This is a genomic window from Mycolicibacillus trivialis (assembly GCF_002102395.1).
Taxonomy (GTDB): domain Bacteria; phylum Actinomycetota; class Actinomycetes; order Mycobacteriales; family Mycobacteriaceae; genus Mycobacterium; species Mycobacterium triviale.
The window spans coordinates 91,205-106,912 of sequence record NZ_LQPZ01000044.1 but is presented as its reverse complement, the minus strand read 5'-3'; the positions used below and the strand labels follow the sequence as shown (position 1 = coordinate 106,912).

14 protein-coding genes are annotated in these 15,708 nt (G+C 72.4%); 7 read left to right on the top strand and 7 right to left on the bottom strand.

Annotated features, from left to right (window positions below; genetic code table 11):
* Positions 1-2 precede the first annotated feature (2 nt).
* From AWC30_RS15685 to AWC30_RS15670, 4 genes are all read right to left on the bottom strand, one after another.
* Complete coding sequence (locus AWC30_RS15685) at positions 3-992, bottom strand: pirin family protein (protein ID WP_085111159.1); 990 nt, start codon at positions 990-992, stop codon at positions 3-5.
* Positions 989-1,672, bottom strand: a complete 684-nt coding sequence (locus tag AWC30_RS15680; protein WP_085111158.1) for a TetR/AcrR family transcriptional regulator — start codon at positions 1,670-1,672, stop codon at positions 989-991. Before AWC30_RS15680 ends, AWC30_RS15685 begins: the two co-directional genes overlap by 4 nt.
* A gap of 94 nt (positions 1,673-1,766) precedes the next feature.
* Positions 1,767-3,053 carry an acetyl-CoA C-acyltransferase gene (locus AWC30_RS15675; protein WP_085111157.1) on the bottom strand — a complete coding sequence of 429 codons (1,287 nt, stop codon included), beginning with the start codon at positions 3,051-3,053 and terminating at the stop codon, positions 1,767-1,769.
* Entirely contained in the window at positions 3,050-4,297 is a 1,248-nt protein-coding gene (locus tag AWC30_RS15670; RefSeq protein ID WP_085111224.1) for an acyltransferase family protein, read from the bottom strand. The genes AWC30_RS15675 and AWC30_RS15670 overlap by 4 nt, the downstream gene beginning before the upstream one ends.
* Before the next feature lie 219 nt (positions 4,298-4,516).
* Between AWC30_RS15670 and pgfA the strand changes: the two genes are divergently transcribed.
* From pgfA to AWC30_RS15655, 3 genes are read left to right on the top strand one after another with little or no spacing between them, the layout of a single operon-like run.
* Positions 4,517-5,764, top strand: a complete 1,248-nt coding sequence (pgfA, locus tag AWC30_RS15665; protein WP_165756494.1) for a cell envelope lipid trafficking protein PgfA — start codon at positions 4,517-4,519, stop codon at positions 5,762-5,764.
* Positions 5,765-5,771: 7 nt separating this feature from the next.
* Positions 5,772-7,466 (top strand): MmpA family trehalose lipid delivery protein, encoded by a 1,695-nt coding sequence (locus tag AWC30_RS15660; protein WP_085111155.1) that lies wholly within the window; start codon positions 5,772-5,774, stop codon positions 7,464-7,466.
* A gap of 4 nt (positions 7,467-7,470) precedes the next feature.
* Entirely contained in the window at positions 7,471-7,839 is a 369-nt protein-coding gene (locus tag AWC30_RS15655) for a hypothetical protein (protein WP_133053708.1), read from the top strand.
* A gap of 3 nt (positions 7,840-7,842) precedes the next feature.
* On the opposite strand, the gene AWC30_RS15650 is transcribed toward AWC30_RS15655, so the two are convergent.
* Entirely contained in the window at positions 7,843-8,979 is a 1,137-nt protein-coding gene (locus AWC30_RS15650) for a glycosyltransferase family 4 protein (protein WP_372507272.1), read from the bottom strand.
* A 104-nt stretch (positions 8,980-9,083) separates the two neighbouring features.
* Between AWC30_RS15650 and AWC30_RS15645 the strand changes: the two genes are divergently transcribed.
* From AWC30_RS15645 to AWC30_RS15635, 3 genes are all read left to right on the top strand, one after another.
* The gene (locus AWC30_RS15645) at positions 9,084-9,860 is read left to right on the top strand and encodes a class I SAM-dependent methyltransferase (RefSeq protein WP_085111152.1); all 777 of its coding nucleotides are present in this window, start codon (positions 9,084-9,086) and stop codon (positions 9,858-9,860) included.
* 98 nt (positions 9,861-9,958) lie between these two features.
* A complete protein-coding gene (locus AWC30_RS15640) occupies positions 9,959-11,428 on the top strand; it encodes an aldehyde dehydrogenase (protein WP_085111151.1) in 1,470 nt (489 codons plus the stop codon).
* Between the two features lie 41 nt (positions 11,429-11,469).
* A complete protein-coding gene (locus AWC30_RS15635; RefSeq protein WP_207568460.1) occupies positions 11,470-11,850 on the top strand; it encodes a ferritin family protein in 381 nt (126 codons plus the stop codon).
* A gap of 21 nt (positions 11,851-11,871) precedes the next feature.
* On the opposite strand, the gene AWC30_RS15630 is transcribed toward AWC30_RS15635, so the two are convergent.
* Together AWC30_RS15630 and AWC30_RS15625 are read right to left on the bottom strand one after the other, a co-directional pair.
* Positions 11,872-13,710, bottom strand: coding sequence for an acyl-CoA dehydrogenase (locus tag AWC30_RS15630; RefSeq protein ID WP_085111150.1), 1,839 nt, complete (start codon positions 13,708-13,710; stop codon positions 11,872-11,874).
* A 451-nt stretch (positions 13,711-14,161) separates the two neighbouring features.
* A complete protein-coding gene (locus tag AWC30_RS15625; protein ID WP_085111149.1) occupies positions 14,162-14,923 on the bottom strand; it encodes a DUF2249 domain-containing protein in 762 nt (253 codons plus the stop codon).
* Positions 14,924-15,061: 138 nt separating this feature from the next.
* On the opposite strand from AWC30_RS15625, the gene AWC30_RS15620 reads away from it, so the two are divergent.
* A complete protein-coding gene (locus tag AWC30_RS15620; protein ID WP_234808123.1) occupies positions 15,062-15,688 on the top strand; it encodes a helix-turn-helix transcriptional regulator in 627 nt (208 codons plus the stop codon).
* Positions 15,689-15,708 lie beyond the last annotated feature (20 nt).

The following is a 15,708-nucleotide window of genomic DNA, read 5'->3' as shown; positions in this document are numbered from 1 at the left end:
GGTCATGGTGCAGAGGGATTGCCGCGCGGCCGGAGCCGGGCGTTCGGCAGCGGCGGTGCGGGCAGCCGCGCGCCGGGATAGCCGGCCACCCGGCCGAACCGGTCGGCCTCGGCGGCCCAGTCCCGGCGGTAGCCGAGGATCTCCTGGTGGCTGCGGCCGACGAAGTTCCACCACATCACGATCGGCTCGCCGAACGGCGCACCGCCGAGCAGCAGCGCCCGCGACGGGTCCGCGGTCGGGTTGGCCAGGGTCAGCGTCGTCGCGCCGGCCCCGACGTAGCCCAGGTCGCCTCGGTCCAGCGGCGTGTCGCCCAGGTGTAGGGCTGCGGTGTCGACCAGCACGCCGTGCTCGAAGGTCGCGTCGACCGGTACCCGGAGTCGGGCGCCGGGCGCGACGGTGAGTTCGGCGCCCAGCAACGGGGTGAAGGTGGCCACCGGGGAGCGCCGGCCGCCGAGGTCGCCGAGGAACACCTTGGCGGTGCCGCCGTCGAGTTCGGCGGCCGGCGGGGCGTAGTGCTGGAAGTCCCGGTCGGCGTCGCGGGAGCCGTCGGGCAGCGCCACCCACAGCTGCGCGCCGTGCAGGGTGGTGGTGGCCGCGGTGGAGACCTCCGAGTGGCAGATGCCGTGACCGCCGGTCATCAGGTTCAGTTCGCCGGGCCGGACGTGGGCGTGCACGCCGCCGCTGTCGCGGTGCTCGATCTCACCCTCGAACAGCCAGCTGACGGTCTGCAGGCCGGTGTGCGGGTGCGGTGGGACGTCCATGCCGCCGGTGGCGGCGACGTCGTCCGGACCGTAGTGGTCGACGAAGCACCAGGCGCCGATCAGGGAGCGTTGCCGTTGCGGCAGGGTGCGCCGGACCGTCATCGCCCGCGGCCCGCCCAGCGGCACCGCACGCGAGGTGAGCACCTCGACCAGCGGGTGGCCGGCCTCGTCGCGCGGGCAGGGCCCGGCCCGTCCGTGCAGTTCGTCCGGGTCGGTCTCGGTGTTGCTCATGATCGTGACCCTGCCTTTCGCTGCGACGCCGATGGCGCCCAGTCTGCCGCGCCCGGCTCCATGGCACCGGTGATACCGGCGACGACCGCGTCGACGGTGCGGGCCGCCAACCGGTCGAGGTCGGCGCGGGGCGCGGTGCGCAACGGGCCGTGCAACGCCAGTTCGGCGAAGCCGTGCACGGCGGCGAAACACGGCCATTCGGCGCCGTCGCGGCGCTCCGGTGCGAGCGCGCCCGCGGCCACCAACGCGTCGAGGGCCTCCATCAGCCGCAGGTAGGGCGGCGCTACCCGAACAGGGGGGCCCGCATCGGCGCCGTCGGGTTCGCCGAAGAACGCCACGCTGAACCAGCCGGGCTCATCGAGGGCGAACCCGATATAGCCCAGGCCGACCGCCCGCAACCGGGCCACCGCCGCGGCGGCCGGCGACCCGGGCGCCGGCCCGTCGTCGGCCATCCGGTCGGCCATCCGGTCCCGGATGGCGTCGGCGACCGCCGCCACCAACGCCTGCCGGTCGGCGAAGTGCCGGTAGGCGGCGTTGGGGGTCACCCCGACCCGGCGGGTGACCTCCCGGATGCCCAGCCCGGCCGGGCCGGCGGTGCGGGTGGCGGCCAGGCCGGCCTCCACCAGTGCCGCCGCCAGGTTGCCGTGGTGATAGCGGTTGTCCCCGCGTGTTGCCGCCATGGCCTCAAGCCGCCTCCCATCGGTGTGTACAGCGTACACATTAATCGGCCGCCGGGCAGCAGGCCGCGCGTGACGTCGACCGGCCCGGGACCGCTCAGACCCGTTCCAGCACCGCCGACGCGCCGATCCCACCGGCGGCGCAGATCCCCAGCAGCGCGGTCTCGGCGTCGGTGCGGGCCAATTCGTTGACCATCGTGGTGACCATCCGGGCCCCGGTCGCACCGAACGGGTGGCCCAACGCCACCGAGCCGCCGTGCACGTTGAGCCGGTCCGGGTCGACGCTGCCGACCGCCTCGTCGCGGTCGAGGCGCTCGCGGGCCCACTGCCGGCTCGCCAACGCCCGCAGCACCGAGAGGGTCTGCGCGGCGAACGCCTCGTGGATGTCGACCCGGTCGGCGTCGGCCAGTTTCATCCCGGCCTTGGCCAGCGCCCTCGGCATCGAGATCGCCGGCCCGATCAACACCTGGTCGTTGGGGTCGACGCTGACATAACTCCACGACCGGAACGCCGCCAGCGGCAAAAGCCCCAGCGCGCGGGCCTTGGCCTCGCTCATCAGCAGCACCGCCGACGCGCCGTCGGTCAGCGGGCTGGCGTTGCCCGCGGTGACGGTGCCGTCGGCGGCGAAAACCGGTTTGAGGCGAGCCAGTTTGGCCACGCTGGTGTCGCCGCGCACCTGGCCGTCGACGCCGACCGTCACCCCCTTGTCGGTGGTGACCGGGACGACTTCGTCGTCGAAGCGGCCCGCGGCGATCGCGGCGGCGGCGCGGTGGTGGGAGCGGGCGGCGAATTCGTCCTGCTCGGCGCGGGTGACGCCGTGGATGCGGGCCATCTTCTCCGCCGATTCGCCCATCACCTCGCCGGTGGTGCGCTCGGCGATCTTGGGCTGGCGGGGCAGGATGTCGGTGAACGGCGCCAACTCGGCGATCACCTGCAGGTAGTCCCGCCAGCCGGGTTTGCCCAAGGCGACCGGTGCGGCCGCGTGCACCACCTTCTGCGGCATTTTGATCTCGGCGTTGGAGGTGGAGTCGCTGCCGCCGGCGATCATCACGTCGTATTCGCCGCGTTCGATGGCGGCGGCCGCCGAGGTGATCGCCTGCAGTCCGGACGCGCAGGCCCGGGTGACGGTGTAGCCCTCGCAGCCGGGGTCGAAGGCGAGGTCCAGCGCGATCTCCCGCGCCACGTTGGGGGCGCCGGAAGGCAGGATGACCCCGCCCCACACCATCGCCTCGACCTCGCCTTTGGCCAGCCCCACCCGCTGCAGCAGGCCGGTGACCGCGGCCGCGCCCAACGCGATCGTGTCGAGCTTGGTGAAGTCGGTGAAGGCCCGCCGGAACGGCGTGCGCGCCCCGGCGACGATCACGGCGCGGTTGGAGGTGGTCATCTGCGGCTCCCTGGTGTCGATGCGGTGTGGACGGGGGTCGGTTGCGACGGTGTGGCGCCGACGACCGGGTCGGCGGGGAACTCGATGGCCGGCTCGTCGCTGATGGCGCTGGCCAGCGGGGCCACCCGGTGCGTGCGCCGGTACTCCCAGCGTCGCAGCGCCAGCCGGCACGGCTCCTCCACCAGCGCGAAACTCACCGCGGCCATCGCGAAGCCGAACAGCAGGGTCAGGGCCAGCACCACCGGCATGTCCCCGGCGAAGGCGAACTTGCCGATCATCGGGAAGGCCATGGTCAGCGCGGCCAGGTGCCAGATGAACAGTCCGTAGGACCAGCGGCCGAGCGTGACCATCAGTGGGCTGGCCAGGATCCGGTGGCTGGTGTCGGGCCGGTCGAGCACCAGCGGTGCCAGCAGCGCCCCGGCCAGGATCGCGCCCAGCCCGGTGCGCACCACGAATTGCCCGACGGTCGCCGGGGTCATGCCCTCCGGGCCGGCGATCGGCGACGCCGACAGCAGGTAGGTGATCACCACGATGACCGCCATCACGATCCGGCGCCGCGCCAGCCGGTGCACCCAGCCGGGCGGGCTGACGGTGAGTTCGGCAAGCAGCATGCCCGCCCCGAACCAGCTGCCGTAGGCCGGCGGCCAGTTCAGCGGGTTGAGTCCCTCCGCGGCGTGGATCGGCAGGTAGCCCCAGCCCAGGCTGGCCACCGACATGGCCAGGATCGCCGGGATGCGGGCGCGCACCGGCAACTGCCGGGCCGCCAGCGCCAGCAACGGCAACACCAGATAGAAGGTGACCTCCACCGACAGGCTCCACATCTGGGTGAGCCCGGGGGTCAGGGTCAGCGGCACGTACACCTGGGTGAGGGTCAGGTTGGCCAGCCAGACGGTGCGGCTGGCGCCGACCGCGTCGGGCAGCAGGGCCAGGATCACCACCACCGCGACCAGGTAGGCGGGCATGATCCGCACGATGCGGGACCGCAGATAGTGGCCGGTGGCCGGCCGGTGCCGCAGCCCGCGCGCCGCGGCGGCGTGCCCGCGCCACAGCAGGAATCCCGACAGCGCGAAGAACAGCGCCACCGCCAGGTCGAATCGGCCCCACAGCCGCCCGCTGATGCCGCTGGAGTGCCCGGTCTGGAACGCCACGTGGGTGATCACGACACCCATGGCGGCGCAGGCCCGCATGCCCTCCACGGCCGGCAGGAAACTGCGGGTGCCGCCCACCTGCGCGTCAACGGTCATGGCTGACAGTCTGCCGGTGTGCGCGGGCGCGGGGTCGGCGACGGCCGGATTCACCGCCCGGAAACGGCCCCGGGGACCGTTAGGAGGCGCTTAAATTCTGCTGTTAGGGTCGGGAGAGTTTGCCTGGCTGCTCTCCCTGCGCGGGGGGTACCCACAGGTCGGACGCTCTGGGGTCGCGGAGACCCGGGAGGCCTCGGATCAGAAGGAGGGCACGGCAACGTGAGCAGAGCAGTCATGTTGCGGATCACGGTGTACGGCGCGCTGGGGCTCGGTGCCGCGCTGCTGATCGCCGCCCTGCTGCTGCCGACCTACACGGTCAGCCAGATCACCAAGATCCCGCTCGACATCGACACCACCCTGGTCAGCGAGGGCCGCGGCACCGCGCTGGACCCCGCGTCGCTGGCCGGCGAGCACTTCGTCATCGACGAAGACGTGCCGCTGGTGTCGCAGAAGCAGATCAGCGTGGAGTCCCCGGCGAACGCCGATGTGGTCACCCTGCAGGTCGGTTCCACGGTGCGCCGCACCGACAAGCAGAAAGACAGCGGGCTGCTGTTGGCGATGGTCGACACGGTCACCGTGAACCGGGAGACCGCCGAGGCCGTCTCCGACGACAACCACCCCGGCGGCACGGTGCAGCAGCCGCGCAGCATCGAGGACGACAACCCGCCCAAGCCGCTGCCGCTGGCCCATGAGGGGCTGGCCTACCGTTTCCCGTTCCACACCGAGAAGAAGAGCTACCCGTACTTCGACCCGATCGCGCAGGAGGCGTTCGACGCCAACTACGAGGGTGAGGACGACGTCAACGGGCTCACCGCATTCCGGTTCACCCAGAACGTCGGCTACAACTCCGAGGGCAAGTTGGTCAAGCCGATCAAGTACCCGTCGCTCTACAGCGACAACGAGGACGGCGAGGTCACCACGACCGCTGCGCAGTGGGGCGTCGAGGGCGAGCCCGACGAGGAGATCACCATGACCCGCTACTACGCGGCGCAGCGCACGCTGTGGGTGGATCCGGTGTCGGGCACGATCGTCAAGGCCAAGGAGCGCGCCCAGCACTACTACGCCCGCGACCCGCTGAAGCCGGAGGCGACGCTGGCCGACTACACCGTCACCTCCACCGAGCAGACCATCGAGGAGCAGGTCGGTATCGCCCGCGATCAGCGCGACTGGCTGGCGCTGTGGTCACGGATCCTGCCGATCACGCTGGCCGCGTCGGGGCTGATCGCGCTGGTCGGCGGGGTGTTGCTGGCCACCTTCGCGGTGCGCAGCGAGGCCGCGCTGGTCGACCCGGGCCTGGACACCACCGAGCAGGGTTTCTTCGAGGGCCTGTTCGACAGCCTGCTGAACCGGCGCGCCAAGGCCGAGGAACCGATGCCGGCGGCCGAAGCGGCCACCGAGAAGCTGCCCACCCGCCCGCCGGACCCGCCGGCCGCACCGGGCTCAGCGGAACCGCCGCCGCGCGGCTAGCCGCCGGGTGACCCGGGCGCGCCGCTGGGCCGGGCCGGTCTATGCCCTGGCGTTGACCCTGCTGGTGACCGCGCCGCTGCTGCGGCCCGGGTATCTGCTGCTGCGCGACGCGGTGTCGACCCCGCGGGCGTATCTGTCCGATGCGGCGCTGGGGCTGGCCGGGTCCGCCCCGCGCGCGGTTCCCCAGGACGTCGCGGTGGCGCTGGCCTCCCGCCTCCTGGACGGCGGGCTGGTGGTCCGGGCGCTGCTGATCGGCGGGGTGCTGCTGGGCGGGCTGGGCGCCGGGCGCCTGGTGCGGGTGGTGCTGCCGCAGTCGGGTCTGCCCGGGGTGGCGGTGGGCACCACGGTGGCGGTGTGGAACCCGTTCGTGGCCGAGCGGTTGCTGCAGGGGCAGTGGAGTCTGCTGGTCGGGTACGGCTGTCTGCCGTGGCTGGCCGCGGCGGTGCTGCGGCTGCGCGGCCGGCCTCGCACCCGGTGGCGTGACGTCGCGGCACCGGTGTTCTGGCTGGCCGCGGCCGGGCTGACCCCGACCGGGCTGCTGCTGGCGGCGACGGTCGCGCTGGCCGCCGCGGCGGCCGCCGGGCCGGGACTGTCGCGGCGGCGCTGCGCGGCGCTGACCACCGGGGCGGCGCTGGTGGCGGCGGCGCCGTGGCTGGTGGCCGCGGCACTGGGGCCGCCGATGACCGGTGGCACCGGTGTGAGCGCGTTCGCCGCGCGGGCCGAGCCGGGGCTGGGAACCCTGGGCAGTCTGGCCGGTCTGGCCGGGATCTGGAACGCCGAGGCGGTGCCCGGGTCCCGCACCGGGCTGTTCGCGCTGGTGGCGACCGGCGTGCTGCTGGCGGTCGTCGGTGCCGGGTTGCCGGTCACGGCGCGGCGGCCGGCTGCGGTGCCGCTGTTGGCGCTGGCCGGGGTCGCCGTCGTGGTGCCCGCGTTGGCGGCCACCGGCGCGGGGCTTGCGGTGCTGCACGCCGCGGTCGACGCGGTGCCCGGGCTGGGGGTGCTGCGGGAGGGGCAGAAGTGGGTGGCGCTGGCGATGCCCGGCTACACCCTGGCCGCCGCGGGCGCGGTGGTCGCGCTACGCCGCTGGTTGCGGCCCGCGGTCGCGGCGGCGCTGTGCTGTGCGGCGCTGATCGCGGTGCTGCCGGACCTGGCGTGGGGGGTGGGCGGACGGGTGACGTCGGTGTCCTATCCGGCCGGCTGGGCGACGGTGGCCGCGGCGATCAATGCCGATCCGCGGCCGGTGGCCGTGCTGCCCGCCGGGCCGATGCGCCGGTTCGACTGGGCCGGCCCGGTGCTCGATCCGCTGCCGCGCTGGGTACGCGCCGAGGTGCTCTCCTCGGGTGACCTGAGCGTCTCCGGGACCACGGTGCGCGGCGAAGGAGACCACGCCCGGTCGGTACAGGCGATGTTGCTGCGCGGGGCTCCCCCGGCGGACCTGGTCGACGCCGGGGTGGGCTGGGTGGTCGTCGAGGCCGACAGCACAGGCGAATTCGGCGCTGCGGCACAGACATTGGACCGGCTTCCGGTGGCGGTGCGGGAGGGCGGACTGACGCTCTACCGGGTCGGAGGCCACGCCGAGGGCGCGTCGGCGCCGCGGCGGGCGGTGGTGCTCGCCGCGCACGGCCTGTGGCTGGCGCTGCTGGTGGGTGCCGCGGTGCTGGGCCGGCCCCGACGCCCGGACCGGTCCGGCGTGGTTGACTGACCCGATGAGCGACGCGCCCCCCGACCCCGCCGCGCGACGCAGACAACGGCACTGGGTGTGGCTGGTGGCGGTGATCGCAGTGTTGACGCTGGCGGGCAGCGCGGTGGCGCTGGTGCTGATGTTGCCGCTGGCGATGGCCACCGATCCCTGTCACGGCGACGACACCGAGTGGGTCTGCCAACTGTCGGCGCGCGGGCAGAACCTGCTGGTGTTGCTGCCGTGGCTGGCCGTCGGCGGCGGTCTGGCCGGCGCGACGGCGGGCGCGGCGCTGGCCGCGTGGCGGCGCTGGACGCCGCTGATCGGGATTCCGCTGGCGGTGCTGGGCTATCTGGTGGTGGTGCCGATCGGTTACGAGTTGACGCTGCGGGTGTAGTCGCTACACCACGCCGCTGATCGGCCGGCCCGCGGCGACGGCTTCCAGCACGGTGCGCATCGATTCGGCGCTCTGGCGCCAGGAGAACTCCGCGCTGCGCGCCTGGGCCTTGCCGCCGAGTTGGTCGCGCAGCACCGGGTCGTCCAGCAGTTGCCGCAGCTCCGTCACGAGTTGGTCGCGGTCGTCGACCAGCACCCCGGTGACCCCGTCGACGATCGAGTCGCACAGCCCGCCGGAGGAGCGGTAGCCGATGGTCGGCACCGCGTGCTGGGCGGCCTCGATCACCGCCAGCCCCCAGCCTTCCTTGCGGGAGGGCAGTAACTGCACCCAGGACCGTTGCAGCAGAGCATGTTTGGTGTCCTCGTCGACGTGACCGTGGAAGGTGACGGCGTCGCGGATGCCCAGCCGGTCGGCGTGTTCGACCAGCCGGTGGCGCCACCAGCCGTCGCCGATCACGTCCAGGTGCACGTCGGGCACCTGTGGGCGCAGCGCCGCCACGGTGTCCAGCGCGTCCTCGATCTGCTTGTGCGGCACCAGCCGGGACAGCACCACCACGCGCGGCCGCGAGGAGCGGTCGGCGGTCAGCGATTTCGGCGGGGCGCGGTCAAGACCGTTGCGCACCACCGCGATCCGGTCCGGGTGCACCCCGAGTTCCACCAGGTCGCGCACCGAGGGCAGGGAGACGGTCAGGTACTGGTTGCGCCGGTGTACCCGCGGGGAGAGCCGCGATTCGACGTACCAGCCGACCCGTCCCATCAGCTTCCCGGCCATCGGCCACTGAGCGCGGTGGCAGTGGTGCACCAGCACCACCACCCGGCGGCCGTAGAGCAACCGCGCCAGAAACGGCACCCCGTTCTGGGTGTCGACCACCACGTCCGGGCGCACCCCGCGCAGCGGGCCGATCCGCAGCCGGGCGCCGGCCATCGCCGCCAGCGCACGCAGGTAGACCGTGTAGCGCCCGCCGGCCCGTTCGATGCGGACCCCGTCGACCACGTCGCGGCGCGCCACCCCGGGGTAGCGGGCCGTGCGCAGGGTGACGGTCATGCCGGCGGCCGCCAGCTCCGCGCCGATCCGCTGCAGATAGGTCTCGCTGCCCCCGCCCTGCGGGTGGCCGGTGTCGCGCCAGCACAGCAGCAGCACCGAGCCGACTCGGCCGGGGGTCGAGCGCGGCGGCTCGGCTCCCGGCGGCTCAACGGCGGTGGGCATCGCCGTCCAGCCTAATGGTCGTTCTAGGCTGGCCTGCGATGGCCGGTTCCTCGTCGACCGCCCGCTTCGCGGGTCGTGCCACGCTGCGCCGCTCACTGCGGCTGCTCGGCGCGTTCCGCTACGAGCAGACCGCCCCGGACCGCTTCTACGGGCCGCTGGCCGCCGACACCGCCGTCATGGTCGCGGACCTGTGGCGCGGGCTGCACGGCGGCCCGCCGGACGGGCGCACCGTGCTCGACGTGGGCGGCGGGCCCGGCTATTTCGCCGCCGCGTTCGCCGACGCCGGCCTGCGCTACATCGGGGTGGAACCGGACCCGGCGGAGATGCACGCCGGGGGGCCGGCGGGCCCGTCGGCGGCGACGTTCGTCCGGGCGTCGGGCATGGCGTTGCCGTTCGCCGACGACAGCGTGGACATCTGCCTGTCCTCCAATGTCGCCGAGCATGTGCCGCACCCGTGGCGGCTCGGCGCCGAGATGCTGCGGGTCACCCGCCCCGGCGGGCTGGTGGTGCTGTCCTACACGGTGTGGCTGGGGCCGTTCGGCGGGCATGAGATGGGCCTGACCCACTATCTGGGTGGGGCGCGGGCGGCGGCCCGCTACACCCGCAAACACGGCCATCCGCCGAAGAACAACTACGGCTCGTCACTGTTCGCGGTGTCGGCGGCCGCCGGGCTGGACTGGGCCCGCCACAGCGGGGCGCTGGTGGCCGCTTTCCCCCGCTACCACCCGCGATGGGCGTGGTGGCTGACCCGGGTTCCGGTGCTGCGGGAGTTCGCGGTGAGCAACCTGGTGCTGGTGCTGCAACCCCGTGACTGAAACAGGTTCTAATCCTGCCGCGGGCTGAGTTAGGGTGTGATCTACGCCGCCGAGAGCGAGCCCGGTGGCGACCCACACCGACCAAGGAGCAGCACCCCATGCCCGAGAGCACGCCCACCGAGTACGACAAGCTTTTCATCGGCGGAACCTGGGTCGAACCGTCCACCGATGAGGTGATCGAGGTGCACTCCCCGGCCACCGGCGCCTACGTCGGCAAGGTGCCGCTGGCGGCCAAGGCCGACGTCGACACCGCGGTGGCCACCGCCCGCGCCGCCTTCGACAACGGCCGCTGGCCGGCCACCCCGCCCGCCGAGCGGGCCGCGGTGATCGCCAAGGCGGTCACGCTGATGGAAGAGCGCAAGGAACTGTTCACCACACTGCTGGCCGACGAGACCGGGCAGCCGCCGGCGATCATCGAGACGATGCACTGGCTGGGCTCGCTGGGGGCGCTGACCTACTTCGCCGGGGCTGCCGACGACGTCACCTGGCGCGAGACCCGCAACGGCTCCTACGGGCAGACGTTGGTGACCCGCGAACCGCTCGGCGTGGTCGCCGCGATCGTGGCGTGGAACGTGCCACTGTTCCTGGCCGTGAACAAGCTGGGCCCGGCGCTGTTGGCCGGCTGCACGGTGGTGCTCAAGCCCGCCGCGGAGACCCCGCTGACCGCCAACGCCCTGGCGGAGGTGTTCGCCGACGCCGGCCTGCCCGACGGGGTGCTGTCGGTGGTGCCCGGCGGTGTGGAGACCGGGCAGGCACTGACCGCCAACCCCGACGTGGACTGCTTCAGCTTCACCGGCAGTTCCGCGGTGGGCAAGGAGATCGGCAAGCGCGCCGCCGACCTGCTCAAGCCGTGCACGCTGGAGTTGGGCGGCAAGTCCGCGGCGATCGTCCTCGAGGATGTGGACCTGGCCACCGCGGTGCCGATGATGGTGTTCTCCGGGGTGATGAACGCCGGCCAGGGCTGCGTGAACCAGACCCGGATCCTGGCGCCCCGGACCCGCTACGACGAGGTCGTCGACGCGGTCAAGGGCGTCGTCGAGGCGTTGCCGGTCGGGCTGCCCGACAATCCGGCCGCCCAGATCGGGCCGCTGATCAACGAGAAGCAGCGCGCCCGGGTGGAGGGCTACATCGCCAAGGGCATCGAAGAGGGTGCCAGGCTGGTCTGCGGCGGCGGGCGCCCGGAGGGCCTCGACGGCGGGCACTTCGTGCAGCCGACGGTCTTCGCCGACGTGGACAACAAGATGACCATCGCCCAGGAGGAGATCTTCGGGCCGGTGCTCTGCGTCATCCCCTACGACAGCGTCGACGACGCGGTGGCGATCGCCAACGACTCCGACTACGGCCTGGCCGGCAGCGTCTGGACCACCGACGTGCCCCGTGGCATCGAAATCTCCCAGCGGGTGCGCACCGGCACCTACGGCATCAACTGGTACGCCTTCGACCCGGGTTCGCCGTTCGGCGGGTTCAAGAACTCCGGTATCGGCCGGGAGAACGGCCCGGAGGGCGTGGAGCACTTCACTCAACACAAGAGTGTGCTGATGCCGATGGGCTACACGATGGAGGGCTGAGCCCGCCCCGGCACCGCGCCGATCCGTGGTTCACTGGAGCCATGGGCTTCGACCAGTACCACGAACCGGCAGCCGAACTCTCCGCGGAGACCCGCACCTTCGCCCGGATGTGCGCCAACCTCACCGAGGAGGCCGAGGCGATCAGCTGGTACAGCCAGCGCATGTCGATCGAGCCGGACGCCGAGTCGCGGGCGATCATGGCCAACGCGCTGGGCGAGGAGTACAAGCACTTCTGCATGGACCTGGAGTTCCTGCTGCGCAAGACACCGCAGTGGCGGGCGATCGCCCAGGGGATCCTGTTCCGCGACGGCGACATCGTCGAGAACGGAGAGAACGCCGAAGCCGCCGCCGAGGGTGAGGACGCCGGCTCGGGCGCGGGCGGCACCCTGGACGTGGGCAGCCTGAAGGGCCAGCAGCAGTAGCCCGACTCGGCGGGCCGGCGGTTAGAAAGCCTCCTCGGCCAGGTCCATCACGGCCAGATCGACGTTCTCGGCGGTCGCGCGCTCGTCGGTCAGCCGGGGCAGCACGTTCTTGGCGAAGAAGTTGGCCACCGCGACCTTGCCTGCGTAGAAGTCGCGGTCGGCGTCATCGGCCCCGCCCGCGTTCGCGGCCTCCAGCGCCACCTCGGCCTGCCACAGCAGCAGCCAGCCGATCAGCAGGTCGCCGCAGGCCAGCAGGAACGGCACCGACTTCAGTGCCAGCCGGTAGAGCTGGCGGGAGTCCTCCTGAGCGCCCATCAGGTAACCGGTGAGCGAGGCGGTCATCGCCTGCACGTCGTCGACGGCGGTCGCCAGCCGGGTGCGGGCCTCGGCCAGCTCGGGCCGGGCCCCCTCGGCGTCGAGGAACCCGCGGATCTGCTCGACAACGTGGGTCAGCGCGACCCCCCGGTCGCGCGCGATCTTGCGGAAGAAGAAGTCCTGGGCCTGAATCGCGGTGGTGCCCTCGTAGAGCGAGTCGATCTTGGCGTCGCGGATGTACTGCTCGATCGGGTAGTCCTGCAGATAGCCGGAGCCGCCGAACGTCTGCAGCGACTCGGTCAGATACTGGTAGGCGCGTTCGGAGCCGACACCTTTGACGATCGGCAGCAGCAGGTCATTGACGCGCGCCGCCAGCTCGGCGTCCGCGCCGGAGACGATCTCGGCGACCTGCGGGTCGTGGTAGGCGGCGGTGAACAGATACAGCGCCCGCAGGCCCTCCGCGTAGGCCTTCTGCATCATCAGCGCCCGGCGCACGTCAGGGTGGTGGATGATCGTCACCCGCGGCGAGGTCTTGTCGGTCATCTGGGTCAGGTCGGCGCCCTGCACCCGGGTCTTGGCGTACTCCAGCGCGTTGAGGTACCCGGTCGACAGCGCCGAGATCGCTTTGGTGCCCACCATCATCCGCGCGTACTCGATCACCTGGAACATCTGGGCGATGCCGCTGTGGGTGTCGCCGACCAGCCAGCCGGTGGCGGGTACCCCGTGTTGCCCGAAGGTCAGTTCACAGGTGGCCGAGGCCTTCAGCCCCATCTTGTGCTCCAGGCCGGTGACGAACACCCCGTTGCGTTCGCCGGGTTCGCCGGTCTCGGGGTCGGGCAGGAACTTGGGGACCAGGAACAGGCTCAGGCCCTTGGTGCCCGGTCCGGCACCCTCGGGCCGGGCCAGCACCAGGTGCATGATGTTCTCGAACAGGTCGTCGGTGTCGCCGTTGGTGATGAACCTTTTGACCCCGTCGATGTGCCAGGTGCCGTCGGGTTGCTCGACGGCCTTGGTGCGCCCGGCACCGACGTCGGAGCCGGCGTCGGGTTCGGTGAGCACCATGGTGGCGCCCCAGTTGCGTTCGATCGCCAGGGTGGCCCAGTGCTTCTGCTGCTCGTTGCCCAGTGAGTAGAGGATGTCGGCGAACAGCGGACCGGCCAGGTACATGAAGACGGCCGGGTTGGCGCCGAGCGCGAACTCGCTGATCGCCCAGCCGACCATGGCCGGCGCGGGCACGCCGCCGACGTTCTCCGACAGCCCGATGCGGAACCACTCGCCGGCCTGCCAGGCCCGCAGCGATTCCTTGAACGACTCGGGCAGGTGGACGGTGTGCTCGTCGGGGTCGAAGGTGGGCGGGTTGTGGTCGGCGTCGGCGTAGGACTCCGCGGTGGGTCCTTCGGCGAGCCGGGCCGCCTCGGCGAGCATCTCGCGGACGGTGTCGGCGTCCAACTCCTCGAACTCACCGGAGCCCAGCACCTTCTCCAGGGTGAACAGTTCGAAGAGGTTGAACTCCAGATCGCGCACGTTGCTCTTGTAGTGGCCCATGACGACACCTTTCGGGTTCGACTGATGCCGAGCGTAGCCGTTTCGGAGGGCCCCGGCCCGGGCGTTGCGGGGAAAGCCGAGCCGGACCGACCCGCCGTCGAGACGTGTGGGCGGCCGGCGCGTCGGTGAGGCAACACACAGCGCGCCGAGTGGCCCCGAACTTAAGAGAACTCTATGATTAGGCGTGCTAGTTGGGTCGGCGACGGCCCGGATAGGAGGCGCGACGATGTGGACGATTGAGCTCAACGTCGCAGGTCACCGGTTCACCAACCGGGCCGCCGAATGCACCCCCCGCCGCCCGGGACCGTCCCGGCGCAAGCGTCGGGTTGCCCAGCGCCGCGGGATGCGGCAGCGCCTGACCCGGAGCTGACCCGCACCGGGTGACCGGCTGAATCATCGAAACGGCCCCCGCGAACCACCGGTTCGCGGGGGCCGTTTCAGCCGTCTCGGGTCAGCGGCGGCCCAGCATCAGCCGCCACACCTCCGGCCCGCGCTCGATGTAGCTGACCACCAGCCCGCCACCGGATCGCTGCTCCAGCTGGTGCAGCAGCGGGATCGGGTCGTGGTGGGCGATGAGCTCCATCGCCGCGCCCGGCGGGACCGCGTCGAAGGCGCCGAAGACGGTGGCGTGCCGGATGGCGTGCGGGATCTGCCGCACGTCGAGCACCGGGACCTCCGACTCGTTCTCCGCGCAGGTGCAGTTGTGCCCGCCGTGGTCGTCGCCGCCGTGGCCGACCAGCTCGGTCATTCCGGCGGTGAGGTCGGCGACCGAGACCTCGCGGTCGGCGGCCAGGGCCGGCAGCACGCGCTCGGCCTCGTCGCCCAGTTGCGTCTCGAGCAGCACCCGCAACGCGTGGGCGTCGGCGGCGGCCCGCGCCGGCGAGCGCTCGGTGCGGACCCGCTCGACCAGGATGCCGATCCCGCGCTTACGGGCGATCAGCGACTCGAGCAGCGGCCGGACCCGGTCGGTGCGCGCCGCGGCCGGGTACAGCCGCTCCTCGGCGGCCGCCAGCTGCGGCAGTAGTTCGTTGGTGGCGAAGCCGAGCAGGGCGGTGCGGGCGCCCTCGACGTCGCCGCCGCGCTCGACGGCGGACAGGATCGTGTCGGTGAGCATCGCCATCCGTCCGACGGTCTCCGCGTGGTGGTTCTTCACCGCCTCGACCGCTTCGGCGTCGGCCGCCGTGGACGCGACAATCACCTCGTTGGCAGACATGATGTCGGCCTCCTCTCGCTGTGGGGATCTAGCTCGGTGGGTGCGGCTCACCCAGTGTGGCCGAACACTCCCGAATTTACTACAGTTATTTCCGTGGAAAACCCCGGGTTGTTGGGGCCGGCCCCGACGCCGGCCCCGGTGACACAGACCCCGCTGTCCGCGCAGCGGTGGGCGGTGCTGGAGCAGGTCCGCACCCGAGCGCCGGTGCGGGTGGCCGAGATCGCCACCGAATTGGGTTTGCACGCCAACACCATCCGCGAGCACCTCGATGCGCTGGTCGACCTGGAACTGGTGGAGCGCACCACGACGCCGACCGGCGGACGGGGGCGCCCGGCGGCCCGGTATCGGCCCACGACCGCCGACCCCGCCGTTCAAAGCGAGGCGTTCGCCGCCCTGGCCACCGTGCTCGCCGGCCAGTTGGCCCGGGTCAGCCAGCAACCGGAACAAGACGCCGAGTCCGCCGGGGCGGACTGGGGCCGCACCCTGGTCGAGGCACGCGACGGCGCCGAACCCCGGCGCGTCGTGCTGGATGCGTTGGCCCGCCTGGGATTCGGCCCCGACGAATCGGCCGGTGACTCGCGTGGTGTGGCATTGCGCCGCTGCCCGCTGCTCAGCGCGGCGCGCCGCCACCCCGAGATCGTCTGCCGGGTCCATCAGGGCATCGCGGTGGGGATGCTGGAGGAGTTGGGCGCACCGGCCGACGCCGACCTGGTCGCCTTCGCCGAGCCGGGCGCCTGCCGGTTGATGCTGCCGGCCGCGCTCTGAGCGGCCGCACTCCGATCGGC

Bases quoted from the DNA above. Each gene is read 5' to 3' on its own strand.
- AWC30_RS15685 (WP_085111159.1), bottom strand. From the start codon at position 992: ATGAGCAACACCGAGACCGACCCGGACGAACTGCACGGACGGGCCGGG.
- AWC30_RS15680 (WP_085111158.1), bottom strand. From the start codon at position 1,672: ATGGCGGCAACACGCGGGGACAACCGCTATCACCACGGCAACCTGGCG.
- AWC30_RS15675 (WP_085111157.1), bottom strand. From the start codon at position 3,053: ATGACCACCTCCAACCGCGCCGTGATCGTCGCCGGGGCGCGCACGCCG.
- AWC30_RS15670 (WP_085111224.1), bottom strand. From the start codon at position 4,297: ATGACCGTTGACGCGCAGGTGGGCGGCACCCGCAGTTTCCTGCCGGCC.
- AWC30_RS15655 (WP_133053708.1), top strand. From the start codon at position 7,471: ATGAGCGACGCGCCCCCCGACCCCGCCGCGCGACGCAGACAACGGCAC.
- AWC30_RS15645 (WP_085111152.1), top strand. From the start codon at position 9,084: ATGGCCGGTTCCTCGTCGACCGCCCGCTTCGCGGGTCGTGCCACGCTG.
- AWC30_RS15640 (WP_085111151.1), top strand. From the start codon at position 9,959: ATGCCCGAGAGCACGCCCACCGAGTACGACAAGCTTTTCATCGGCGGA.
- AWC30_RS15635 (WP_207568460.1), top strand. From the start codon at position 11,470: ATGGGCTTCGACCAGTACCACGAACCGGCAGCCGAACTCTCCGCGGAG.
- AWC30_RS15630 (WP_085111150.1), bottom strand. From the start codon at position 13,710: ATGGGCCACTACAAGAGCAACGTGCGCGATCTGGAGTTCAACCTCTTC.
- AWC30_RS15625 (WP_085111149.1), bottom strand. From the start codon at position 14,923: ATGTCTGCCAACGAGGTGATTGTCGCGTCCACGGCGGCCGACGCCGAA.